This is a genomic window from Nitrosospira multiformis ATCC 25196 (assembly GCF_000196355.1).
GTDB classification, from domain to species: domain Bacteria; phylum Pseudomonadota; class Gammaproteobacteria; order Burkholderiales; family Nitrosomonadaceae; genus Nitrosospira; species Nitrosospira multiformis.
In genome coordinates this window covers 152,758-176,948 of record NC_007614.1, presented here as the reverse complement: position 1 = coordinate 176,948, position 24,191 = coordinate 152,758, and the positions used below count along the sequence as shown (strand labels likewise).

The window sequence follows — 24,191 nt, the reverse complement described above, 5'->3', positions numbered from 1 at the left end:
CCTTTCCTGTAAGCTCATCAGAAAATCTTAGATTCCGCATTGACTTAAGCAAATACTATGTCATCACTTATTTACGCATAAGGACAAGGACTTAAAAGAAGATTTATGCGTATCTCTATCATTGAGTGTAAGAACTTTCGACAATGAATTGGGGATTAAATCCACCCATTCTTGAGTACGAGGGACCCCGAAGGGTGCAGCGGTACGAGGTTGAGTTTGTTCGTGACTTGTCAGGCTGTCGGGCCGTTATACGTCGATGAAGCAGCAACGCTCTTGGCGATATGGGGAACTATCCCATGGGGTGAAAGGAGAGATCGCGGGAAAGCAATTTATTGAGTGGATTCGTTTAGTGTAGTAGCCCCCAATTGAACCGGACACAGATGCACTGATGATAGGAGATAGGCATATGCCTGGTGCTATGCATAGTGCTTCAGGTTTGGATCGTATTGAAATCGTCACCGGGATCGAGCGCCGCAGGCGCTGGAGCCTGGGTGAGAAATTAAAAGCTGTTGAGGAATCCCGCTTGCCGGGCATGAGTGTCTCGTATGTGGCGCGAAAATATGGTATTGCTCCGAGCTTGTTATTTCGCTGGAGGAAGCTTATGGCTGAGGGCGGACAAGAAGCAGTGCGTAGTGGTGATGCGGTAGTGTCTGCGGCCGAGGTGAAAGAGTTGAAGAAGCGGATCCGGGAGTTGGAGCGGGTTCTGGGCAAGAAAACCCTGGAGAACGAGATTCTCACGGAAGCGGTGAAGCTTGCGCATGAAAAAAAACTGATCTCGCGCATGCCCTTGCTGCCACCGGACGATTTGCCATGAAGGCCATTGCAGACACCATGGGTGTGGCGCGCTCCCGTCTTGTGGAACGGATGAAGCCGCAGGAAAAGTCTTTTCGTTGCCGCTACAACAAGGCTGATGATGCCTGGCTGTTGCCCTTGATCCGCGAAATTGTGGATTGCCGCGCGACCTACGGATACAGAAGGATTTGCGCTCTCCTTAACCGCAAACTGGAGAGAATGGGCAAGCCTGCTGTCAATCACAAGCGGGTCTATCGCATCATGCGCCAGAATGGCCTGCTGCTGGCCCGATATACGGGCAAACAGCGCGTGCTGTCTCATGAAGGCAAGGTCATTACCTTGCGTTCCAATTTGCGCTGGTGTTCGGATGGTTTTGAGATTCCCTGCTGGAATGGGCAAGTAGTGCGTGTTGCCTTCGCCCTGGATTGCTGTGATCGTGAAGTCATCAGCCATGTTGCCACCACTGGCGGCATTACTGGGGAAATGGTGCGCGATCTGATGACTGAATCCGTTGAGCGGCGCTTCGGCACCGTTGACCTGCTCCCACACAGGGTGGAGTGGCTCAGCGACAATGGCAGCTGTTACACCGCCAGCGAGACAACTGCTTTTGCAAAGGATATGGGCTTCATCAGCTGTTTTACTCCCGTCAGAAGTCCCGAATCCAACGGTATGGCCGAGGCCTTCGTCAAAACCTTCAAGCGGGATTACGTCTATGTCCATGATCGTCCCGACGCAAAAACCGTAATGGCGCAGCTTGACCAATGGTTCGAGGATTACAATGAATTCCATCCTCACAAGGGGCTGAAGATGAAGTCGCCAAGACAATTCATCCGCAGCCAGTTACTAACCGCATCCTGTCCGGTTTAATAGGGGCAACTCCATTTAGTAAGGTCAAGATAAACTGCTCATACTCTGTTCCGATCTACTTCATTACATCTCCCATCTTTGGGGTTTACCGAGCATGAAATCTGCAAACCCTCTTGCCATAGGCACGATCGAATACCTGGCTTGATATAGTGGCGTAGTAGTTGCAGTGGGGTCATTACAGGCCTTCCAAATGAAAAACCTTGTAGATGGAACGCTATCCACAAGGTTTCCGGCAGAAGATTACCGATTCCCAGGATTCACTTATACAAGCTGGATCGCCGGGATTCAAAATAGGAAATCAGCCTGTTAGCCAATAAATCCTTTTCTCCGCCGGATCATCGTTCCCATCAATCCCAGGCCGGCAAGCAGCATGGCATAGGTTTCCGGTTCGGGAACCGGAGAGACCGTTACTCCTGAAAGTCTTATGCGGTAATCCTCGCTGATCGCAACCGTATCGTCCAATTGTGCCCATCCCGCCAGCGGCGCTGCTCCTCCAGGCCCCGTCGGGGTAAGGATCTGGGTATAAGGAGAGCTTACATTGGGAAACATATAGTGATCGGGCGTAAAACCATCGCCGCTGACGGGCGGCGTACCAAGGGCAAATATTGCCAGATTATACCAGCCCGGTCCCTGCGGCCCATTCACGTGGCCTGCCGGCAGGCTTGAGACACGCGTACCAAGCATGGCATCATCATTTCCATATAGCGCGTACCCTCCCTCGTTAAACAGAATGAGTCCCGAATCAAGGTTGCCACTGGTAGAGCTGATACCCGCAGAGAATGTAGTGGGATTGGAAATGTAGATCCTGAACAGGTCCACATCATTATTGGTCGAAATGGTTCCGTAAATGTTTCTCAATCGGCCTTCATCACCTGTCGGCATTTGTGCCGTACTCAGCAGTTGCCCTGCATCACCGATCTCAGTCCAGTCAACGGCGTGTGCTGGATTGGCAAGAAGAGCCAACGTAAGTATAAGTAATGGCGCGGAAGCAGCTATTTTTTTGAAATGGATCGTATTCAACTTCATTTGTTATCTCCAATCAGGTTATTAATTTTTGAAGTTCATCTATTTTTATTGCGGCATTCTTTGATCCAACTCGATTCGCAGATATCACCTCCCTCCCTCTTGAGCTATTAAATTCTTCTTTCAGTCCTGGAATTTCCAGGACTTTCTGGAGCAAATGGGCAGCCACTTACCCGAGGAGGAAATGCATTTCACTTCCTCATTAATGGTAACGATTATGATTCTTATTTTTTTAATGTATTGAGAATTATTTTTATTTGAAAGAATTTCTTGTTCGTCTTATTGAACAAGAATATTTACTTGAGTATGGGGTTGAGTAGACTGCCTAACCTTGCTTTCCTCTTCCCGAGCTTTCACTTGAAAACTTCTCACCCGGGTAGAAAACCAGATTTATGCAGATATTAAGTGCCGGAGAAATTGATCATGGCGTATCCATTCCAATGGATCGCCTACACTCTTATTTTCGAGTTATTCAAGAAGGATTAGGGGTGCGCCGCCATCTTGATTTATTGAGATGGCTTCAGGGCGAAATACAGCATCATCTGCCTCATGAAATCTTGATCGTCGCCTGGGGAAATTTTGCCTCGAATTTCATTCAGCACGATATTGTTTCCTCTCTGCCGAGTGCCAGAACCGCATATTTCGAAACGACGGAGCTCTCGTCTCGGGTCCAGAAGCTCTACCGCCACTGGACGAGACTACGTCGGATCGCGCCCTTTCCTCATCTTTCTGCTCGCCGGCTGATTCACTCGGTGGCAAGGGTCATGGGCTAAGTGAACGCGAAAGCGAAATAATGGACTGGGTAGGAAAGGGAAAAACCAATGCCGAAATAGGCAGCATTCTGTCCATCAGTGAATTCACAGTAAGGAATCACCTGTACCATATCTTCCAGAAATTAGGTGTTTATAACCGGACTCAGGCTGCTTCCAAAGTCGCCCAAACTTGGGGTATGCGTTCTGAACAGCACATCAATGGAGCTCCAGACACACTTTTCCCGCAAACCAATAATCCTCCGTTAGCGGGTGAGCTTTAGATTCAGGGCTCATTAATTGAGAAAAAATGACAGCTGCGCGATGAAGATCGATCTCAGGAATATCTTTTAATTAAACAATATGAAACCCGCCCGAATAAGGGGCGGGTTTCTGAATAAAAATATGGCTGGCTTGCCGCGGGCGGGGCTGGCTGGCTAAAAGACCGCTGGAAAAAGGAGTAACCAGCGGTAACGGATAACCTATCTTCTTTGAGGATAAATGATAATGATTCTTATTATATTTGCAAGCCTGGAGAAAAACAAGAGGAATTAGCAAAGAGTTTTTTCGTGAATATGCAATCAGGTATCTCAAGGATGGTCTTCTTAATCCCCCGCCTATTAAAGAATGCTATTGCATGTGCTTATTCTTTTAGAAGATTATGAGTCTCATTCTCAATAAAGGATATAAAAATGAAATCCAACCCGATCAACCCCACAGTCCCTTTCAGGCCTATGACCCTTTCCGTTATTTTTGGGGAGGGCCGAAGGAAGAAGGATTTTTCGCACATCAGCTTGAGAAATAGCAGATGTTGAATTTCATAGACAGGGAAAACATTGAGGTACGCTGCGGAACCATCGAGTCGTGCCGGCAGCACCTTCACCCTCCGCATGGAGATTGCGTATGAGCGGGATTCGCGCGCCCCGGGTCGGACTTGTGCTGGGCAGTGGCTCCGCCCGCGGCTGGGCGCATATCGGTGTAATCCGTGCCCTTGAGCAAGCGGGTGTTCGGCCAGATCTCGTTTGCGGAACATCTATCGGTTCGCTGGTAGGCGCCGTCTACGCAGCAGGGGAACTGGATCGCTTCGAGCAGTGGGTACTTGGATTGGGCGTTCGGGAGGTCATTGCATATATCGATATAAGCCTGGGCAGTGGGCTCCTCAAGGGCGAGCGGCTAATGAGCTTCTTTCGAGATAAATTCCCCGATCGACCTGTTCAGGACCTGGCCCTACCCTTCGCCGCGGTAGCCACATCGCTGCATACCGGCGCCGAGGTCTGGCTGCGCGAAGGATCGACCCTTGAGGCAGTGCGTGCGTCCATCGCCCTGCCTGGGCTGTTCTCCCCTGTGCTGTGCGAAGGTTCGGTTTTGGTGGATGGCGGACTTGTCAATCCAGTCCCGGTATCGCTGGCTCGGGCAATGGGCGCCGATGTGGTGATCGCAGTTGATCTGAGCTTTGATATGTTGGGGCGCCATCTGCGCGCCGAGCCTCCTCCCGACGCATCAGCTGGCGATGTTATGGATTGGATACGCAAGCTACAGGAGAGTCTTGGAGCGCTCCTCCCTGCGCATTCGGCCGAAATACCCAAGATGCCATCCATGCTGGACGTGCTGGCTTCCAGTATCAATATTATGCAGGTACGGATTAACCGCAGCCGCATGGCGGGCGAACCTCCCGACCTCATAATAGCGCCCCGACTGGCCCACCTTGGCCTGCTCGATTTTCATCGAGCGAGGGAAGCCATCGAGGAGGGAAAGCAGGCTGTGGAGCGGGTGGCTCACAGTCTTTCCGATCTCAACAGAATGTAGGCATACCGATTGGAGCGTCCGGAGGGCTTGCCTTGGGCAAAGTTGAGAGTGCAACTCAACGCCACACAATCCCAAAACGGGAGAGAATGCGATGATCAAGGCGGCAAAAATGCAGTGTTCAAGCCTGACTCGACCTTAAGGCAGTGGTAAACCACTCATGAGGGCATTTTCGTAAACGAGGGTCTATCAAGGGATACTGAAGATATCCAGCTGGCGACCAAGAACCGGAACGTTTACCTGTCCGCCGAGGATCGGGCGAGAGCATTCGATCCCGGTTTCCACGCATATCTTTCCAACCTGGTCTTATTACAGGTGCCAGTTGAGGCAATTGCAGGTATCATAAACATGCCTAGCAATTAGTCCAGTTAAAGGAGACGGAGTCGCAATTTCCGCTTTTCTCTTTCTCATCCTTCTTCATGCCCCTTTCCTGGCGTTTCCCTTATCGAAGCAATATAGGAAATCCCCTGTGAGGATCACTAACAAACCTATTCTTCTCGTTGAGGACGACCAGGTGGACATGATGAAGGTTACCCGCGCCCTCAAGGAAATTGGGGTTACAAATCAGGTTGTGCACCGGGAAAACGGGGAAGATGCGCTAAATTATCTACGGGATGAGGATAGTGAGAAGCCTTGTCTCATCTTGCTGGACTTGAGCATGCCTATCATAAATGGCCTCGAATTCCTGCAGGCAGTGAAGAAAGACGGGAGGCTCAGACGTATTCCCGTGGTGGTGCTGACCACTTCCGATGACCAACAGGACAAGCTAAACGGCTTCAATTTCGGCGCTGCAGGATATATGGGGAAGCCCGTCGACTACACGCAATTCGTGAAGGTCATACGATCAATCGATACGTATTGGACTATCAGCCAGATGCCGTAATCGGAGGCAGGATTCATTAAGATCAATACGAAGCAGAGTACCGCAATCCTGAGGAGCTACAAATGATCAGACCAATCTGGCTTTTGCCAGGGATATTTGTGTTGGCCTGCGAGCGGGAAGTACCCTACGTTGACGATCCAAGCAATATCGTAGTCGACGGCGAAAAGATGAGCCAAACTGATTTCATCAACAAATATTGCATCGGGAAAGAAAACGGCCCGACTTGTTCCAAGGTATTGGATGCAGCGGCTAAAAATCTTATAGATAGAGCCCGTAGCCAACGATTCGATTCTCCTGAGAAACACACGAATTAGAGTAATCTGTTGATCTGCTTCCGGCAGGGTTTTCAGAAAATTCTTTAGAAGTTCACGGGACTGTTCCAGTTCCTCGTTCCACAGATCGGTTTGCATGTAGTTGCAGGTTCTTGTACGGCTGCTGCTTCCACAATAAGGGCTGAGTGAAACCTTTGCCGCTCAAGTTTCCCGATGTCAGCAACGGCTCGATAGCACTCCTTCCCGTACCTCATGCCTTGCAGATGCACTCTTGGCTACTACAAGTTGGAAACATCATGTGCCTTAACGTAGGATTTTTTCCGTTTCGCGGGCTCACTCCAGTTGCATCTGACCTGATCGGTCTATCCAGTCGAGGCAAAGTGCCGAAATCTTGAACAGTAACGAAAACTCAAGCTGGGATATGAGCTTGGCCTGGAACCAGTGAAACTTATCGTGCACTCGAAGTGACGGTTATCGTCCGGGAAGAGGTAGTTCCCTGGCGATATCCGCCGAAGCGTGAGCTCCAGTTGGTGAATGGCTTCGCGAACGACTGGAGACCGGAATTATCCAGTCTGCCGTCCCAGACCACGACCTTGCGATTCTGCTAACCACGGTGAAACAACGCAGTGTCTGCCTGGTAGGAATGCCTGCATCAGAGCTGTTCGATCCAGTCCCGAAGGAAAGCTTTGTGAAGGCGCTTTCCGACACTGCTGCCCAGTGGAACGAAGAATCTGACTGGCAAGGTGACGAACGGAATGTTGTGCTTGCTCTTGCACGCATCTGGTTTAGCGTATCCACGGGTGAAATCGCACGCAAGGACGCAGCCGCCTCATGGCTGCTTGAGCGCCTACCACATGAGCATCGAGCGGTCCTGATGGTAGCGCTGGCAGCCTACCTGGGTACCGCACGAGACGACCTGGCCGAGCCTACGGAACAAGTGGCCTCATTTGTGCCCTACAGCAAAGCGATGATTGAAAGTATCTGTCATTATATTAGGCACCGTTGCAAGCGGAACCGGATGGCCACTCCTCAAGGTCGAACTACCTCCATATGATCCAAACTGGGTTGAAAATGCCTTTGTTGAAATCAGGGTGCTTGCGTCTGTCCTAAGGAGAATCCGTTGTTCGTTCATGGACAAAGCCAAAATTTCGCTTTTCTCTTTCTCGTCCTTCCCTTCCTTCATTTCCCTTTCCTGGCGTTTCCTTTATCGAAGCAATATAGAATCCCCCTGTGAGGATTAATAACAAATCTATTCTCACAGCAAATTTTTCACTTCCGCAATTGGCAACCACCCAGACGTTCGCATCCAGCAATCAGATCGATAGTGGTATAGCTTGTTTCATCAATGAAGGCAGTTCCTCCTCCTTTTCTATAAAAGTACCCACCGGTTTCGCTCTTCCTGAACGCCAGTTCGGCAGGGAATGAAGCGGGGTCATCCCTCAGAAGCCCCAAGCGTTTTGCGGTTTCGCGTGACATAACTCCATCTGCTTTATAGAAAAAAAGGCTGTGATAGAGGGCGGCGGCAAACCCCAATATGACAATACCAGTAATGAATACAGCAATAACAGCAGGAATAAATGCCCGTCTCATCATTAATTACATACTCCTCAGAATCTGCCCACCCTATTGTTCAATAAGCCCTTTGAATCGGGAGGCGTACAGTTACACAAATTTCTTTTGTTTTGCAGTCTATATTTTGCCTTTTACCATAAAAAACCATGAAAAGCGGATCGCACGAACGAATTTCAGGAAGATGCGTTCCCTATGAGTAAGGCGAGTCAGCAAACCCTCAGGATGTTTAGAAGAGCGAGGGATAAGTCCAAGCCAATCTGGGAGAGAATCTGTGAATAGAGCAGGTAGAGGGCGCGATAACAGATGATATGGCGAAAAGGCTGGAAATTCCTTGATCTATCGCAGGACTGTGCTTGTCACCTGGGAACCATTAGCGGGCATTATCGGGATTGAAGTCTACGGGGGGTCAAGAAACAAAAACCTGCTGAATCGGGTTTGAGCGAGAGGAAATATTGGAAAACATACTTAAAGCTGTCTGCGACGTCCTCAGAGCTTCGTCCGCACCCCCTATGCTTTTACGGTTCCCTAAACACTCGTAGCTTCGGAGCCAATTTTCCAGCGATTTGTTAAGTACTTCCCTAAGCAAAGAGCCTAAAAGACTGGTTCCTCTTCAACGGCACCATCACCTCGTAACCAGCCGCACGAGAAGGCATCGGCAATGAGGAAGCCTGCTCTGCAGCTCTCGCCGGGGGTAAAGTGCCCCATAGTTGAGTGCGGCCGGGTTGAAGCAGATTCCGGGGCTCCGGCAGTTGCAATCGATCTTGCGGATCGAACCGGCAATTGCTCCAAGAGTAAAACAGAACGTGCCAAAGCAGCCTCCCATTACAGCGCGTCAGGCCGTGGGACATCCGCTTGGGTGATCACGGCCTCCGGGGGAACTCTCGACATTCAGTGTCCCCGTCATCTGATGGTCTTGCGGATCTTCGATACTTCTCCAGACCGGCCCAGTTCTCCACTAAGGCCGGATCTTAATTTAAGGATTATTAGGTGTCCTAAAGATTCTGCCTTGGCCTGATCGGGTCAGGAAAATATATTCTCTCCGCGGTGAGTTACCGAACAGATGGGGATAACCGACGTTCTTAAAATAACTTCTGTAATCCGCGCTATCAGTTGATCGACAAGACTGGGGGCAGAAAAGCCGTAGTTCGATGTGGCGTTGGCGAATTGAATGATGTGTGAATGAAGTACTCGATGAAGACTGGAAATCATCAATCCATCATTTTCAGGAGAGATTTATGGAAGACATTATCACAGTAAGATTTGAAACAGGCGATGAGGCCAGGGCAGCGGCAGCGTCACTGGCTGATTCTGTAAACAAGAATGATATTTTCATTTTATCTAACAATCAGCCAGGTGCTCTCGATTCGGATCGTGATGCGGTTAGAACCAACGACCAGGGTGGCGCAAAAGGGGCGGCAAAAGGAATGGCAACCCGTGCAGCCTCCAGAGGCATTGCGGCAAGTATTACCAGCCCGGTGACTGGGGAACCCGCCGGGGCAGTAGCGGCTGCCGCAGGGAGTTATACAGGTTCACTTGCAGGTACAGCAGGTGGTTTAGGCGGCGAGGGCGAAAGTGCGAACAAAATACCACATGAGCAGGCTGGCCTGATGCTTGCAGTCCGCGTGGCGAATGCCAATAACAAACAACGGATAATTGATTGCTTGAGGCAACACGTAGGCCGAGGCCATTGAAATCAAGGCAAGGGATGATAATAGGAGTGGGGAAACAAACCCGATCAATTTCATGCTTAGCAGTCTGCCGCCAGTGCAGCAAAATAGTAAGTCCGCTCCTGAAGTGTGAGTCGAAGCGGTTAACCTATATGCTCTAACGGAGTGGAAGACTGATTCAAATTGAGCAGGTGCAAGAACGGCGGGCTCCAGATACACCTCCCGCAGCAGCCGCCTTTAGAGTCTCCCTCTGGACGTCTAAAACGTTTCGCGACAATCCAGCAAGAAATGGCAGGCAAACTACCGCCTCATAATCTGGTAAGGAAGATCAGCTCCGACCTGGAGCGCCACACATTTACCCTGCCGGCGGTGTCGTGGATTCCGCGGCATTTACCGCTGCAAAAATTGGACGGCTCTCCTGCAACTTTTGTACAAAATTCCTAAACCGATTAGGTTTCGCGTTGAATCCCGCTTCCGCACATGCGCTGAGGCCACCTTCAATTTGCACGGAACCCCGATCTCAGGCTGTAGAAGATGACAGTATCGACAGCCTCCGAAGAAATGGCCTTGCCCACCTCCCTGCTTGCGCTCGGGCGCATCGATACCTGCCAGCCTTCCTCAGTGTTGCCATTTGCCAAGGGGATGATCAGAGTGTCTCATCTTCATCCTGTCTGCAGGCAGACTTGGTCTGTAAAGCAGGAGCGGCGTCGATATTTTTTACGCCACGGGATTCCAATCTGGACGCAAGAGAGTCGATAACTTATAAATAATTGATATTACTGGTAAAATAAAATAATATAAAAGCTGGCATAGAGATTGCTTTATATAATTTGAAACAAACAGCTTCTTTTATTTTTATTGCTATCAAGAGGGAAAGAATCGTGAATAAAAAACTCATCAATTTATCAATGGCTGCAGTATTGCTGGGTGGTCCCGCCATTGGATATTCCGCAACCCTGGACACATTCAGCGCAGATGGAGTACTGCAAAATTTTACAGGCTTCGACTGGCATTCAAATGGGGGCGGCTGGGTTCAGGGGTTTGACCTGACCGGTGCCAGCAAAGCCGGTGATAGCGATACCTTCACCTTGACGTATCAAGCTTTTGCAGGTGTCATCAACACCACTTCCCCGACGAATAATCTATTTGTGTCGTCGCCTGGTCCTGAAACCGGAACGTACGAAATAACCACCTTTCAGACGCTTACACAGACCGCGATTTGCCAGAACGACGGGTGTTCCAGCATTCAGATCATTACGAACAGCGGATCATGGGAAATTTTCCTTGATTCCAGTCCTAATGCGGATCAGTCCACCGGGACGGGCTTTCTCGACGGGGTGAATATACTGAGTGGAACATGGGACAGCGGTTTCAGCACCTTCGCTGCAACCGGTGCGATTCCCGGGCCGGCCGTACTCGGCACGGGCGGCGGTTTTCTGTTCGGAACGGTCACCTTCACTAATAGCACGTATATAAATCCGGCATTGTCAGGCACCCAGTTTCAAGCCTCGCTTCAGTTCCCCGGCCAGAGTGCTCCGGAATATACGCGGCCGGCAGCATTTAACGGAGTTGCCACCGGGGCTGACACTGCATCGAGTTTTGTAATCCAAACCGATGGATCCCAAGGCTTTACCGCCGCAGAAGTGCCTGAACCCGGCATTTTAGCTCTGATGGGTATCGGTCTGCTTGGTTTTGCCTTCACGGGCCGTCGTCGCACCTGAGCAAACAGGGTTATCGCATTCACTCTTCGGGCCACCCCTGTCGGGGTGGTCTTTTCATTGTTGTACCGTGGCTGCACGACGTTGGCGGAGGAATGCCGTTTCCGCCGCGCAGCAGTTACCCCGATTGAGTCGCAACAAGGTCTGCCCTCGCAGTAGAACTGACGCGCGCATGGGATGCCATATTATCGCAGCCCTGGATCATCCCTCTCCCCATGAGACGGTTCATTGCGCGCCTTCATCCCCTCTTAATCTTTCACAAACTATATATACCGCCTATCATCCAGCGATTTTCGCACAACTCGAAAATGGAAAACTTGGGTCTCTTTCAGAATACTGCCATAGGTGGGTGAAACAATGCTGCAACAAATCTGATCAACCCCCACAGAGCCAGCTGAAACAGAGCCTTAAGGAATTTATCCACAAACCTATCCCCGCTCTATCCCCGGTAACAGGGGAAAACTCATTAATAATTCCTTGATTCGGCCTTGTTCGGGTTCAACAATCTGAAACAGCTTGATGACAGGGTTGTACTGAAACCTGTCCTGATCATCAGTGATCTGGGCAAACTCGTCGAACTCAGGGCAGGTTTGAGGCCTGACGATCGCATTATCGAAAATACACTGGATGGAATTTCAAACGGAGACAGGGTTCGTATCAGTAGTATTTCTTCACGAAACTGATGATGAAAGTATGAGGCAGTGGATGATACGTTTCCTGATCTTTCCTATATCCCCATTTTTTCATCGAGGGCCAGACCAACTCCGCTGGGAATACCATCCCCGCGAATGCCACTCCCAAGGGGGTATGGATGATTCATATGACCATAATCCTCGCTTTCCAGCCTGCGCTTCTTCCTGAAGCTGAACGAGTTCCCTCTCCCCCACCGATTGGTCTGCTACCCATGCCATTCCTCGCCGTACCTGCTCGGCGTTAACATTCACTCCATTACACTTGACCTTTGCCAACATGCGCCCATAGTAATCCTTGCTTATCGAACTGAGCTCTGCTTCTACCCAGAAGCATAAGTCGTGGAGGGATTGTCTGGAATCAATAGCAAATGGCTGAGTTCCTTCCGGGGCGTCTATCCCTGCCAGGCGTACCCTTACCAGCTCCTGATTTATAACAACGCTGATCGAGTCACCATCAACGATACTGATTGCTTTTGCCCGTATTATTTCATCGGCAGAGTCAGCGGCTGAAAGAGGCCAGGCAACAAGGGTTGAGAGCGCAATGATTGCCATGGCCATCCTTGCTTCGAAGGGAAGATGCCTGAGCCGCAGATCCATTCTTTCAGCAGGGAGAAGTAGTGCCGCAAGAATGTTTTTCTTCATCGCGCCGTGTCCTTTCAAGCGCAACTCACTTACGAAGGCTGCACTTCCTATAAGTTCATCCTGGAGCAGGCTTATCGAATTCTCCTGATACTCCATATAACCCCTTGTAGGAGGACACTACTTCTTACACACCAGCTCCAGCAGTGTCTCCCCTATAGTACCGGCTATCACTTTCGTTACTGGTCCTTCCTCTATTGAGGAGGACATAATATCTCCCCTGCCTCCATACTGAGAATAGTGCGTGCTTTGCCGGGTGTAATAGGATCTATTTTTGCAATCGTACCTATATTGAAACTTGGTCGACTTGGAAGGAGTCCTGGTATTAGGAAAGTCGGACATTTCCCAAACATCCACAGTATTGCCGTGCCTCCTGATGCTCGGCATATGGACAAAAAAGACCTCCTTGTCAGTTGTCGCCACAACTTTCCATCCTGGGCCTGGGTGAGGATTGTTCAGCGTATTATCCTGGCCTCGTGAAACCAGGGGGAAAGAAACAGAAATAACTAACAAAACCAGTCCAAATAAATACATCGTCATCAATTGAGTGTGGCGCATGCCACTTCGCACGTCTTGTTATTCTGGTTTAATTCAACTCATCCTGGCTATCTTGACAGTCAGGACACTTTTATGCAGGCACGACCAAGGGCGTTAGCAGATTCTATCAGCAGACCTCATCGATACCTACTTCAAGTGGCTCAAGCCAAACTCGGCCAAACTCGACCAAGCTCGGCCCAGCACCATGCCAGCAAGGGGCCCATTACAACTGCCGATCTGCTCGACGATCGGCGCTGCCTTTCTTTGCTGAGCAGAGCGGGAGTATTGAGTACTGCGGGAAACCCGAAACCCACGATTACCAGCTCTACCTCGCGCTCAACGCCATCCCGCACTCACAGACCAGGCAAATCATCCGACGACCAACGGCATTCTTGAAGCATTCGTTTAACGATTGCAATTCAGGCCTTAATACCCCTTGGCGCGCATGCAGGAAGAATAGGCAGCCTGATACTGTCCATCATGGGATTTGGTCTCGTTGAGACCATAAAGAGTTCCGCCAGCAACGCCTGTTATACTACCAATCGCTGCACCCTTGCCAGCACCTTTTCCACCGCCGGCGATCGCTCCACCTGCAGCACCTACAGCCGCCCCTAGCGCTGCGCCGAGCGCTGCGTTCTTGAGCACTTCTTCGGCTTTGCTGTTCACCTGCTCGCTTGCATAGCGGTTGCATTCATTCATGACGGACTGAGACGGGTAGGACGAACGGACCGGCTGGGGGGGATATGCCGCCGGGGGAGCATAGGACGGGGAAGGAGGAACCGCAGCTGCGGCATTCTGGTTCGATTGCGTTACTCTGGGGCGCTTTGGAGGCTCAGGGGCAGCTTGGGCGATTGGGGCCGGTTCGGGGACTGAAGCAAGAGGCTTTTTCCCTGCCTCGGAAACCGGAGTCTCGCCGCCAGCGGAAACTGCCTCAGTCTCAGCCGCGGAAGCCGCGAGCTCGGGCTTGGAATCGGAATCCCGCCCCGTGAGGAACAGAGTCGATGCAACGCTTGCGCCCACCAGCAATATTCCAATCGTTGCAAACTTCCAATAGTTAACCGCTTCGTTCGACATCACATCTCCTTCCAAAAAGTCTTTTTCTGCTGTTGCTCCCGGTCTTTCCCGCCGCCTGGGGACAATTCCTAGTAATCCGCATCCTTGCCATGGCCCTTGTGACCCTTGTGGCCTTCGTGACCATTGTGACCCTTCGATCCCTTACTGGATTTATCCTTCTTGCCCTTGTCGCTGCCTCCATGATCATGAGAACCTTTATGCTTGCCTTTCCCGGCCTGATCTTCATCGCCCGCTCCATGCCCATTCCCCCGCCCATCCTGGTTTCTCCAGTCGGCGCGATCCTGCCCGCGTGCCGCATCAGTTGACCACTGCGCGTTCGAGTTCTCCATGCCGTGCTGGCCCATATGCTCGGATGCCGTTCCTCCGGCGTTTGCATGTTCAACTCCCTGATGTCCGTCGTGCTTCCCGCCGCCGTTCCGTGCCACTACCGGGGTTGCATACGCGATTGCCGCCGCCAACAATATTGCCAGAATCCGCATCTTCATCTCCTTTTGTTGAAATTATTTGAACCGAATTCACATCTCACTCGTGGCGATTATCTTCTTGTGTTGCCACGATGGCTATTGGACTTAAGTACAGTGTTGCAAGACAGGCTGTCTGGTGAATGACTCCGGCTGCTCCTCCTGCACTACCCAATATCCAATAACGCGATACTACCTCCTCCGTTTACCGTCAGAGAGAATATTGTGAAATTTTTGTGAATTTTTAGTAACCACAGGACAACCGATTCTAAAGTGGCGCGTTATATTTTCTGCAGGTTGAAATAATGAGGCTTGGCTCTGCGTTAATTACTACTTTGGAATGGAGATCTTCATGACAAAAATAAAATTCGGGTGCTTTGCACTCACGCTGTTCATGGCAGCTCCCATGAGTCCCGCATGGGCCGGGGGAGGGCATGGTCACGGTCATCATGGGCACCACCACCATGGGCATCATCACCATCGACACGGCGGAGGTGGAGGTTGGGGCTATGGGGTTGGAATCGGTCTGGGGTTGGGTCTGCTGGGTTATGGCCTGAGTTCCTATGCTGCTCGTCCCTCGTATCCCCCTGCCTACAGCTATCCTCCGGCAGGCTATGGGTATGCCCCTGTCGTCTCGGTTCCCGCTGCTCCCCCTGTCTATATCCAGCAGGGCGTCGTGCAGGCCCCGCCCCAGCCCCAAGCCTCAAACTACTGGCATTACTGCCGGAATCCGGAAGGCTACTATCCTTACGTGAAAAGCTGCCCGGGTGGATGGCTGCAAGTTGCGCCTCAACCTGGGCAATAGCGCAAAATTGCCATGATTACTCCCCCCGCTCCCACCTCCGTAGGGTAAGATTTTCAGTTTTGGATAACCTTACCCTCGAACCGCCTGCGCGATCTTGAACATACCCTGAGTCCAAGCAATGCGCCGCAACGAGTAAGGCGGCGCATTTCAGCAAGTTGCCGCAAATTTGCTTTAATGAACTGATGAACTGGCAGTTTGCGACCGCTTTCGGCGCATTGATGTATTTCGGTTGTGTTATTCCGCTGTCAGCTGCGGAATATGAGGCCTTGCGCCAGAAAATGGTGAGGGAAGTGATTGCCGCATCCGGTAATTCCCCTCCCGGAGCAAGTGTTGTAGCGGCAATGGAAAAAGTGGAGCGCCATCGCTTCGTACCTGCCTGGCTCTCCATATTTGCGTATCGCAATCATCCACTCCCGATCGGCCATGGACAGACGATCTCGCAACCCCTCATCGTTGCGCGGATGACCGAGCTGCTGAAGCTCAAGAAAGACGACAAGGTTCTTGAAATCGGGACGGGCTCGGGTTATCAGGCTGCTGTCCTGGCGGAGATCGCGAAAACGGTTTATACAATTGAAATCATCGAACCCCTGGGAAACGAGGCTGCAGGAAGATTGCAATCGCTGGGCTACGACAATGTGAAGACCCGCATAGGGGACGGTTATTACGGCTGGCCGGAAGCGGCCCCATTCGACGCCATCCTGGTAACGGCCGCCGCCAGTCATGTGCCCCCTCCTCTGCTCAAGCAACTGAAGCCCGGCGGACGTATGGTGGTGCCGTTGGGCGCACCTTTCATGACCCAGTACCTGATGCTGGTGGAGAAACAGCCGGACGGTTCAGTTACCACCCATCAAATTGTCCCGGTTCGGTTCGTTCCTCTCAGAGGCGGACATTAATCATCATGTCCTTGCCACGTCCGCCCTTTATTGCCATCGGACTGCTCTCCGCCTGCGTACTGGCATATGAGGTATTGCTCACGCGCTTGTTCAGCATCGTGCTGTGGCACCATTTTGCCTACATGATCATCAGCGCGGCGATGCTGGGCTACGGAGCGAGTGGCACCGCTCTCACACTCTTACGAGAAAAAATTAACGGGTACATAGGCCCTATCTATCTCGCGGCAGCCATTGGCCTCGCTTTTCTCATGCCCGCGGCGTTTCTACTGGCGCAGGAAATCCCGTTCAACCCCCTTGAACTGCTATGGGATCCATTCCAGTTGACGCACCTGCTCTCCATTTATCTGCTCATGATGCTGCCCTTCTTCTGCGCGGGAACAGGTATCGGCCTCATCCTGTCGCACTTTGGGCAGCAGGCTGGGCGCATCTACGCCTTCGATATTATGGGAGCGGGAATAGGCAGTATGTGTGTTATCGGCGTGCTGTTTCTTACACCACCACACAACCTGCTTATCGTCCTCGCCGCACTGGCCCTGTTTGCCGCCGCTGTCGCCACAATCGAGATGAGGATACGACCCGAGTGGCTGTGGATTGCCCTTCTCGGGCTGGCTTTCCTGGTATTGCTGGCCATCCCCCCCGAGGGGTTCCGTGTGCATCCTTCCCCCTACAAGGATTTGAGTCAAGCCCTGAATATTACGGGCGCGCAGGTGATCGGAGAACGTTCCAGTCCATTGGGACAGATTACGGTCGTGGAAAGCCCGCGCGTTCCTTTCCGTTATGCGCCGGGAATGAGCCTTAATGCGCTGGAAGAACCGCCGGATCAGCTGGGCATATTCGTGGATGGAGACGGCCCCTCCGTGCTGACGCGCTTTAATGGCCGACGTGAACCCCTATCCTATCTCGACCAGCTTACCTCGGCGTTACCTTACCATGTGCTGCAGCGGCCTCACGCCGGCCCGCATGTGCTGGTGTTGGGAGCAGGGGCGGGCAGCGACGTTCTGCAGGCCCTCTACCATGGCGCGATCAGGATCGATGGGGTAGAACTCGACCGCAACGTCATCGATCTCGTCGAGAAGCGCTTCCATGACTTTGGGGGAGATATTTACACATTGCCCCAGGTGCATATACACGAGGCGGAAGCGCGCGGCTTTGTTAACGCAACCCGCAGCCGTTACGATCTGATTCAGGTCGCCCTGCTGGATTCGTTTGGTGTTGCCGCCGCGGGTGTGTACGGCCTGAGTGAAAGCTACCTTTATACCGTGGAAGCGTTTCAAACCTATCTGAGAAGGCTAATGCCGGGCGGGGTGCTGGCAATTACGCGCTGGCTGACTCTCCCACCACGGGATGCCCTGAAATTATTCGCGACAGCGATCACCGCCCTGGAGCGAAGCGGCGTAGACAATCCAGGAGCGCGCCTTGTAATGATAAGGGGCTGGAAAACGGTCACGCTGCTTGTGAAGCACAGCAATTTCACGGTGGCGGAGATCGAAGCGATCAGGAAATTCTGCCGTGAGCGCTCATTCGACACAACCTATTACCCGGGAATGCGACCCGAGGAAGCAAATCGCTACAATGTGCTGGCACAGCCCTATTTCTTCGAGGGAGCAACCGCGTTACTGGCCGGGGATCGCCAAACCTTTATCGATCGGTATAAATTCTTTATCGAGCCCGCCACCGACGATCAGCCTTTTTTTTTCCGTTTCTTCAAGTGGGATTCCCTGCGCGAACTGTTCGCCTTGCGGGAACAGGGAGGCATGCCGCTTCTGGACTGGAGCTATCCACTGCTGGTAGCAACGCTGATCCAGGCATTCATTGCGAGCGTTGTTCTCATTCTGGCGCCACTTCTGGCCTCAAAAGCACGTCGAGCACTGCCTCCCGCAAAAGTCGCTTTGTACTTCCTTGCCATCGGCCTGGCTTTCATGTTCATGGAAATCGCGTTCATCCAAAAATTTATCCTGTTTCTGGCTCATCCGTTATATGCGGTCGCCGGCGTATTGTCCGCATTTCTGGCATTTGCCGGTGTGGGAAGCTGGCTTGCCGGGCGCTTGCAAAAGCGGTTCCGGAAGAGTGGACATCTGACTGTTGCAGTAATGGCAATAGGTGTCCTTGCACTGCTCTATCTCGCTATCCTGCCCAGCCTGTTTGATACGCTGATCCATTTATCCGATCCGGCAAAAATCGCTATTTCGGTAGCGTTGATCGCGCCGCTTGCGTTTTGCATGGGCATGCCCTTTCCCACGGGAACGATGAGGTTAGCTTTCACTGCCCGAGAGGCAATCCCCTGGGTCTGGGCAATCAACGGTTTCGCCTCCGTCGTGGGAGCGGTACTCGCCACTTTACTGGCTATTCACCTGGGGTTTACTTTCGTGATCCTGTTGGCGGTAGCCATCTATAGCTTGGCTGCGCTTGCGTTGAGAGGGTTTCCGGAGGGAGTCGCGGAGTAGGCTGGAACTCCTTTCTCACCTAAGCAATCTGCGCTGGCTAAGCGTTGTTCGCCCTTCCCAAGCAATGCCAGATGCATTCGTCCTCTACGAGCCTATCCTGAATACCGTTTACCCCCTCTCCCCTAATTCGCGTTTGGCCAATGCGAGCCCAGGTGCGTCTTTCACCATTTCATCGGTAATACCGGGCAGACGGGAAAAGGAAAGGCGGAATACTGCCTCCTGGATTAAACCGCTGGCGGCTGCTTGAACCCTGAAGCCCGCGTCGCCAGTCAGATATTTTAACGCGATTCGGAAATTGAAGGCCCGGCTCGCCGGGCAGGTTGCGTTGCTGTAAATTGACAAGGTGAGAGAGCTACCCCTTTGGCTCGATACGATATTCCACTACCGCTTATGAAATTATCGGGTGCATTACGCACACTCGCAGTTTTTGAAGCTGCCAAAGGTGCCCTGGTATTGCTGGTGGGATTTGATTTACTCTCCCTGGTACATCACGACATTCAGCAGGCTGTCGAGCACCTGCTGGCGCACACTCACCTGAATCCCGCCTCCCGTTATCCCCACATCTTTATTGATTTGGCCAATCAGCTCACAAACACCCGCTTGTTGCTGATTGCGGCTGGAGCGGGCGCCTACTCGCTGGCACGATTCATCGAGGCATATGGGCTCTGGCGTGCAAGGCGCTGGGCACAATGGTTTGCAGCCGCAAGCGGCGCGATTTACGTGCCTTTTGAGCTTTTCGAATTGTATGAGCGTGTTACCTGGCTGAGCCTTGGCGCCTTGACACTGAATCTGGCAATTGTTGCCTTCATGCTCCACCACCTGTTCCATGCAGGGGGTAAGAAGATGGCGAATGCACCTTCATCGAACTGAAAGCTGCTTCAACCTTAGCGCAGGGCGAGATGTGCTCAGGGCATCAATCCCCCCGGCGTATCCGATGTGCCGCTTCAAGGGTCGGAACAGTCAATGTATCGCTCTGCCATGCCTATGACTTTTCCATTAAACCTTTCCATTCATTGGATGTGGCAACCTCTGCCGGTCATGAAAGACACGTGCAATTGCTCGACAGATAATTTCAAAAACTCGTACGAACGTTAAAAAGGTTCACTGAGTGAGGTGCCGCACAGATTATCGGGTTTCCCGAATTTAACCTGTTTTTTGGAATTGCACGCCACCTTCCCAGTGCTGCTGAGGGGATTCCTCATGGCAGGAATACATGGAACGACACGTGAAAAATGGATAAAGGAAAAGTAAAGGGAAATTGCCCTCATTCTCGATCTCTGCACCCTTAGAAATCCGGCAGAGAAAATACTTCCAGCGGCTACCTGGAACTGACTACAGGAAGCGGCGCCTATCACGCCCTCTCTATGCCCCTCTATTTTTCTCCATGGAGAATCTTATGCATCTGCCTCTTTTGACGTCCTCTGCAAATCGCCTGGTCCTTTCTGTCATATTTTTTCTTGCATTCACCTCTTCTGTGGTGCTGGCGCAAGCGCGGCAATCGGCGCAGGCGCCACAGCCCATTGAAGCAATCATGAAAAACATGGTGTCAGCTATTCTGGCTAACTCATTGGCCGATTTTGTATCGCCAGGAGATGAAGCATTTCAAGCCGGGATGACAAAGGAGATGCTCAGCAGCATCAACCAATCCCTCGCCTCGCGCCTCAAGCAAGGCTACACCACGATATTCCTGACCACACTGCGCCAACAGGGATTCGACGTATATGTCTGGAAGGTGGTATTCAAGGACGGGAATGATGACGTTCTCATTTTCATGGCCCTGAAGGACCAGAAAGTCGGTGGATTCTGGTTGCGTTAATCCCAAAAGAAATATGGATCAAGTCAAGCCCGCGATAGGACCGATAGGGACCGAGATCTGTATGAAGAAGATTAAATTGATGTGCGTTGTCCTTCTCATGCTTGGGTTGATTCCTGGCGTTTCAGTATGGGCGCGCGGAGGTGGCGGGGGAGGACATGGAGGGGGAGTATTTGGTGGCGGCGGACATATAGGAGGGGGCGGACATATGGGAGGGGGCGGACATATGGGAGGCGGAGGAATGCATTTTGGAGGCGGTGGGCACATCGGGGGTGGGGGATGGGCGCACGGGGGAGGAATGCATTATGGGGGTGGAGAGCATTTTGGCGGAGGAGTCGGTTATTACCGAGGCGGTGGAGTCGGCCGCTATCGCGGGGGCGGATTCGGTTACTACCGGGGCCCGCGCGGTTTCTATCGTGGCTACGGTTACGGCTTGGGATTTGGATTTGGGGGATATGGGCTAGGGTTGGGATTAGGATATGGCCTGGGTTATGGTGCCCTGGCTTATGGGCCGCCTTATTATCCCTATCCGCCCATGTATCCTTATCCAATCGCGGTGCCCGTGCCTGCAGCACCGCCGGTATACATCCAACAAAACCTTCCGGAACAAAATGACACGCAAAATACGGCTCAGCTCCCATCCGGCTATTGGTATTATTGCCGGGAATCGGAAGGTTATTATCCTTATGTCAAGGATTGTCCCGGTGACTGGGTACAAGTTGCTCCACAGCCACCGCCCCCGTAATGTCGTTTGCGTCCCATATACGCATTCGCATGAAAAGGTAAAATTGGGGTCGAAACAAAGGACTCGCACCCTGCAAGCCGTTGTTTGATGGTGGGTCGTGAGCGATTCGAACGCTCGACCTACGGATTAAGAGTCCGCTGCTCTACCAGCTGAGCTAACGACCCGGATTGAATAAACCGGAATAATTTCAGTTATAGATTCAACGTATGACAGAGGCAAAACCCGATGCCGCTCGCCCTTGCCGAACCTGAAGCCTAAATCTGAGGGTGCTAATCCTACCACATCCGGAAAGAAATTCGAATGGCACAATTACTTGATCTAGGCCATTACGTGATCAAAAGTTGTGACCGGATGAACAGGAGATCACGCTTCTCCTCCCGCTGAGGAATATTCAGCTGCTCAACGTAAGTAAGCAATTATCCCCCAAATCGGTTTGGCTTAATACACTCCTCCAGCATCGTCCGCATGCGCTGCCAGTGCGAACCCTCCCAGAAAACCCGGTGACAGATATCGCACGTGCTGAAATGGTCGAAGCGCTCGCGTACTGACGGCGGCAGGCGCTCAAGCACTACACTCTTCTCCACAGGCCGCAGAGGTGCGTTGCAGTTCAGGCATAAGGTAAAAGGCTTGATGCTGTGCGCGAGGTCCAGCCGATCGAAAATCTCACAAAGCTGCTCAGGTGGCTTCAAAGTCCGCACATAGCATCCATGCGTAATCGAACGCCGCTTGAGCAATTCCCGGTCGCGGGTGAGCACGATGCGCTTTTCCTGGGCAGCGAGCAATTCGATCTGGCGGTCGTGATAATTATTGTCGTACAGCGTGTCGAAACCCGTCATGCGCAACAGGTGGGCCAAACCGCCTAGGTGAGCATCTGCAATGAAGCGCGTTACCCGCAGGGGATGCTCGCGCACGCGCAACAAGGGCGCGACGTCGACCATTTCGAATTTGGGAAAGACCGCGACCCGGTCGCCATGCTCCAGTATCCGGTCGAACCCCACCGATTCTCCATTTACCAGCACCAGCTCCACTTCGGTGTGCGGGACGCCCAGTGCTTCGATCATATGCTTGGTGGTCGCTGCACGGGCGCAGGGACAGGAAAATTCCCGCTTGCGCCGCTCGGGAACGAGAAAGTCATTCAGTTCCTCATAAAAACGGAATGTAGCGGTAACCATGAATCAGTATTGCACTTTTCAGGCTTAAGCGCATGATTACCCTTTCCTGGAGTATCAACGGCAGTTTGCGCGAGAGTGTTCTCTTTTTCTGGAGTAACATCGTCATACTGCGCGCACGTCTGCTGTTCGTCGCCCACCAGGCGATTCCATTAGCGGGGAAACATGCAATTCAAAATACGGGAAGGCCGCCAGGCGGATGCCGGGGCGGCCGGGATGATCTGCTACGAAGCATTCAGGACCATTTCTCAGCAGCATGGTTTTGAACCCGACTTTCCCTCGTTCGAAGTGGCGCGTGATCTCCTCCTGGGGTTGCTCTCGAGACCCGATGTATATTCGGTCGTGGCTGAAAGCGAAGGAAGAATCATCGGCAGCAATTTCTTATGGCAGGATTCCGCCATTGCCGGCATTGGGCCGCTGACGGTAATACCGGAAACCCAAAGCGACAGGGTAGGCCGAGGCCTGATGGAGGATGTGCTGGAGCATGCGCGGAATAAACATTTCGCAGGCGTGCGGCTGGTGCAAGCTGCATATAATAACCGCTCCCTCTCCCTCTACACCAAGCTCGGATTTGAGGTGCGGGAACCATTGGCAACTCTGCAGGGAGCGCCCCTGCAAATCGATATCTCCGGCTACAATGTCCGTCCGGCAAGGGCGGAGGATGCAAATGCATGCGACGCCTTGTGCCGGAAGATACACGGTCACGATAGAGGGCAGGAATTGCGCCACGCGATTGGGCAGCAGACCGCAATGGTGGTGGAACACGGAGGGCACATTACCGGTTACGCGACGTTAATTGGCTTCACGGGACATGCAGTGGGAGAAAGCAATGAAGACCTCAAGGCCCTGATCGGCGCCGCGGCCGCGTTTGCGGGTCCAGGCTTTCTTCTGCCCACGCATAATAGCGAGTTGTTCCGCTGGTGCCTGCAGCAGGGGCTTCGGGTAGTTCAACCGATGAATCTGATGAGCCTTGGCCTCTACAACCAGCCCGCCGGAAGTTTTCTGCCCTCCATTCTTTTTTAAGGGGAAGGGATTCCAGGAGCTTGCCGTAATCATATCGGTGCGACAGCTTGGCACAAGCGCTACAGACAGGTAAGTCAAACAGGAAGCCAGATGTCTCAACATGAAACATTTCTGCGGGAAGCAGTGCGTCTCGCCAAAAACAACCGTGAACGGGGTAGCCGGCCCTTTGCCGCAGTCCTCGTTGTCGAGGGACAAGCCGTTTCCACCGGCGTCAACGACGTGGTGCAGAGCAATGATCCTACCACGCATGCAGAAATGGAGGCAGTGCGCGCTGCCAGCCGGAAGCTCGGTCGTCCTGATCTGAGAGGCAGCATAGTTTACGCCAGCGGCCACCCCTGCCCCATGTGCCTGGCAGCCATGGTGATAGCAGGAGTGGATGCGGTCTATTACGCTTTCGACAACGATGACGCGGAACCCTATGGTTTTTCGAGCAAGGCGACCTATCAGAAGCTGAGCCTGCCACTAAAGCCTCCACCCCTGCCGCTCATTCGACTCGATCTCGGCCTGTCTGCCGCAGAACTGTACGGCGCCTAGCTTTGCAACCTGAGAA

The 24,191-nt window shown here is 52.3% G+C and carries 23 protein-coding genes, 1 tRNA gene and 2 pseudogenes; 17 read left to right on the top strand and 9 right to left on the bottom strand.

Going from position 1 to position 24,191, the window contains the following annotated elements; translation table 11 throughout:
* Positions 1 to 406: 406 nt before the first annotated feature.
* Positions 407 to 1,659, top strand: a protein-coding gene (locus NMUL_RS00880) for an IS3-like element ISNmu3 family transposase (protein WP_148235531.1) whose coding sequence is annotated in 2 segments (ribosomal slippage) — positions 407 to 761 and positions 761 to 1,659 — 1,254 coding nt in all. Because the reading frame shifts where the segments join, the coding sequence is not laid out codon by codon here.
* A gap of 306 nt (positions 1,660 to 1,965) precedes the next feature.
* Here NMUL_RS00880 and NMUL_RS16250 read toward each other — a convergent pair.
* Positions 1,966 to 2,685, bottom strand: coding sequence for a PEP-CTERM sorting domain-containing protein (locus NMUL_RS16250; protein ID WP_011379530.1), 720 nt, complete (start codon positions 2,683 to 2,685; stop codon positions 1,966 to 1,968).
* 389 nt (positions 2,686 to 3,074) lie between these two features.
* Between NMUL_RS16250 and NMUL_RS16245 the strand changes: the two genes are divergently transcribed.
* The 4 genes from NMUL_RS16245 to NMUL_RS00855 all read left to right on the top strand — a co-directional run bounded on the left by NMUL_RS16245 (position 3,075) and on the right by NMUL_RS00855 (position 6,117).
* Positions 3,075 to 3,455 (top strand): hypothetical protein, encoded by a 381-nt coding sequence (locus NMUL_RS16245; protein ID WP_011379529.1) that lies wholly within the window; start codon positions 3,075 to 3,077, stop codon positions 3,453 to 3,455.
* Positions 3,456 to 3,475: 20 nt separating this feature from the next.
* Positions 3,476 to 3,715 carry a response regulator transcription factor gene (locus NMUL_RS16240; RefSeq protein WP_011379528.1) on the top strand — a complete coding sequence of 80 codons (240 nt, stop codon included), beginning with the start codon at positions 3,476 to 3,478 and terminating at the stop codon, positions 3,713 to 3,715.
* Between the two features lie 619 nt (positions 3,716 to 4,334).
* Complete coding sequence (rssA, locus tag NMUL_RS00860) at positions 4,335 to 5,237, top strand: patatin-like phospholipase RssA (RefSeq protein ID WP_011379527.1); 903 nt, start codon at positions 4,335 to 4,337, stop codon at positions 5,235 to 5,237.
* Positions 5,238 to 5,703: 466 nt separating this feature from the next.
* A complete protein-coding gene (locus NMUL_RS00855) occupies positions 5,704 to 6,117 on the top strand; it encodes a response regulator (RefSeq protein ID WP_011379526.1) in 414 nt (137 codons plus the stop codon).
* A 56-nt stretch (positions 6,118 to 6,173) separates the two neighbouring features.
* On the opposite strand, the gene NMUL_RS00850 is transcribed toward NMUL_RS00855, so the two are convergent.
* Positions 6,174 to 6,527, bottom strand: coding sequence for a hypothetical protein (locus NMUL_RS00850; protein WP_011379525.1), 354 nt, complete (start codon positions 6,525 to 6,527; stop codon positions 6,174 to 6,176).
* Between the two features lie 293 nt (positions 6,528 to 6,820).
* Here NMUL_RS00850 and NMUL_RS14765 point away from each other — a divergent pair.
* Positions 6,821 to 7,371: pseudogene (locus NMUL_RS14765) on the top strand (aminoglycoside adenylyltransferase family protein); the annotation flags it as partial.
* A gap of 287 nt (positions 7,372 to 7,658) precedes the next feature.
* On the opposite strand, the gene NMUL_RS00840 reads toward NMUL_RS14765, so the two are convergent.
* Positions 7,659 to 7,982, bottom strand: coding sequence for a hypothetical protein (locus NMUL_RS00840; RefSeq protein ID WP_011379523.1), 324 nt, complete (start codon positions 7,980 to 7,982; stop codon positions 7,659 to 7,661).
* Positions 7,983 to 9,196: 1,214 nt separating this feature from the next.
* Here NMUL_RS00840 and NMUL_RS00835 point away from each other — a divergent pair.
* Both NMUL_RS00835 and pepA read left to right on the top strand, forming a co-directional pair.
* A complete protein-coding gene (locus NMUL_RS00835; protein WP_011379522.1) occupies positions 9,197 to 9,652 on the top strand; it encodes a hypothetical protein in 456 nt (151 codons plus the stop codon).
* A gap of 857 nt (positions 9,653 to 10,509) precedes the next feature.
* Positions 10,510 to 11,349: a flocculation-associated PEP-CTERM protein PepA gene (gene pepA, locus NMUL_RS00830; RefSeq protein WP_011379521.1), complete on the top strand. Its 840-nt coding sequence runs from the start codon at positions 10,510 to 10,512 to the stop codon at positions 11,347 to 11,349.
* A 740-nt stretch (positions 11,350 to 12,089) separates the two neighbouring features.
* Here pepA and NMUL_RS00820 read toward each other — a convergent pair.
* Together NMUL_RS00820 and NMUL_RS16565 are read right to left on the bottom strand one after the other, a co-directional pair.
* Positions 12,090 to 12,680 carry a thermonuclease family protein gene (locus NMUL_RS00820; protein ID WP_238529841.1) on the bottom strand — a complete coding sequence of 197 codons (591 nt, stop codon included), beginning with the start codon at positions 12,678 to 12,680 and terminating at the stop codon, positions 12,090 to 12,092.
* A 117-nt stretch (positions 12,681 to 12,797) separates the two neighbouring features.
* Positions 12,798 to 13,211 (bottom strand): surface-adhesin E family protein, encoded by a 414-nt coding sequence (locus NMUL_RS16565; protein ID WP_419185222.1) that lies wholly within the window; start codon positions 13,209 to 13,211, stop codon positions 12,798 to 12,800.
* A gap of 63 nt (positions 13,212 to 13,274) precedes the next feature.
* On the opposite strand from NMUL_RS16565, the pseudogene NMUL_RS16235 reads away from it, so the two are divergent.
* A pseudogene (locus NMUL_RS16235) lies at positions 13,275 to 13,617 on the top strand (IS481 family transposase); the annotation flags it as partial.
* A gap of 23 nt (positions 13,618 to 13,640) precedes the next feature.
* Here NMUL_RS16235 and NMUL_RS00810 read toward each other — a convergent pair.
* Both NMUL_RS00810 and NMUL_RS00805 read right to left on the bottom strand, forming a co-directional pair.
* Positions 13,641 to 14,288 (bottom strand): glycine zipper family protein, encoded by a 648-nt coding sequence (locus NMUL_RS00810; RefSeq protein WP_011379518.1) that lies wholly within the window; start codon positions 14,286 to 14,288, stop codon positions 13,641 to 13,643.
* Positions 14,289 to 14,356: 68 nt separating this feature from the next.
* Positions 14,357 to 14,773 carry a hypothetical protein gene (locus tag NMUL_RS00805; RefSeq protein ID WP_011379517.1) on the bottom strand — a complete coding sequence of 139 codons (417 nt, stop codon included), beginning with the start codon at positions 14,771 to 14,773 and terminating at the stop codon, positions 14,357 to 14,359.
* A gap of 328 nt (positions 14,774 to 15,101) precedes the next feature.
* Here NMUL_RS00805 and NMUL_RS00800 point away from each other — a divergent pair, with 328 nt between their 5' ends.
* From NMUL_RS00800 to NMUL_RS15870, 6 genes are all read left to right on the top strand, one after another.
* Positions 15,102 to 15,554, top strand: a complete 453-nt coding sequence (locus NMUL_RS00800; RefSeq protein WP_074775508.1) for a hypothetical protein — start codon at positions 15,102 to 15,104, stop codon at positions 15,552 to 15,554.
* A 182-nt stretch (positions 15,555 to 15,736) separates the two neighbouring features.
* Complete coding sequence (locus NMUL_RS00795; protein WP_011379515.1) at positions 15,737 to 16,447, top strand: protein-L-isoaspartate(D-aspartate) O-methyltransferase; 711 nt, start codon at positions 15,737 to 15,739, stop codon at positions 16,445 to 16,447.
* Between the two features lie 5 nt (positions 16,448 to 16,452).
* A complete protein-coding gene (locus NMUL_RS00790; RefSeq protein ID WP_011379514.1) occupies positions 16,453 to 18,891 on the top strand; it encodes a spermine/spermidine synthase domain-containing protein in 2,439 nt (812 codons plus the stop codon).
* A gap of 390 nt (positions 18,892 to 19,281) precedes the next feature.
* Positions 19,282 to 19,761 (top strand): DUF2127 domain-containing protein, encoded by a 480-nt coding sequence (locus tag NMUL_RS00780; protein ID WP_011379513.1) that lies wholly within the window; start codon positions 19,282 to 19,284, stop codon positions 19,759 to 19,761.
* Between the two features lie 526 nt (positions 19,762 to 20,287).
* Positions 20,288 to 20,707, top strand: coding sequence for a hypothetical protein (locus NMUL_RS00775; RefSeq protein WP_011379512.1), 420 nt, complete (start codon positions 20,288 to 20,290; stop codon positions 20,705 to 20,707).
* 61 nt (positions 20,708 to 20,768) lie between these two features.
* Positions 20,769 to 21,449: a hypothetical protein gene (locus NMUL_RS15870; protein WP_011379511.1), complete on the top strand. Its 681-nt coding sequence runs from the start codon at positions 20,769 to 20,771 to the stop codon at positions 21,447 to 21,449.
* An 88-nt stretch (positions 21,450 to 21,537) separates the two neighbouring features.
* Here NMUL_RS15870 and NMUL_RS00760 read toward each other — a convergent pair.
* Positions 21,538 to 21,613: transfer RNA gene (locus NMUL_RS00760), tRNA-Lys, on the bottom strand.
* Between the two features lie 252 nt (positions 21,614 to 21,865).
* The gene (locus NMUL_RS00755; protein ID WP_011379510.1) at positions 21,866 to 22,621 is read right to left on the bottom strand and encodes a Mut7-C RNAse domain-containing protein; all 756 of its coding nucleotides are present in this window, start codon (positions 22,619 to 22,621) and stop codon (positions 21,866 to 21,868) included.
* A 162-nt stretch (positions 22,622 to 22,783) separates the two neighbouring features.
* Between NMUL_RS00755 and NMUL_RS00750 the strand changes: the two genes are divergently transcribed.
* Positions 22,784 to 23,641 carry a GNAT family N-acetyltransferase gene (locus NMUL_RS00750; RefSeq protein ID WP_011379509.1) on the top strand — a complete coding sequence of 286 codons (858 nt, stop codon included), beginning with the start codon at positions 22,784 to 22,786 and terminating at the stop codon, positions 23,639 to 23,641.
* A 90-nt stretch (positions 23,642 to 23,731) separates the two neighbouring features.
* Positions 23,732 to 24,175, top strand: coding sequence for a nucleoside deaminase (locus NMUL_RS00745; protein WP_011379508.1), 444 nt, complete (start codon positions 23,732 to 23,734; stop codon positions 24,173 to 24,175).
* The last annotated feature ends 16 nt before the right edge of the window (positions 24,176 to 24,191 follow it).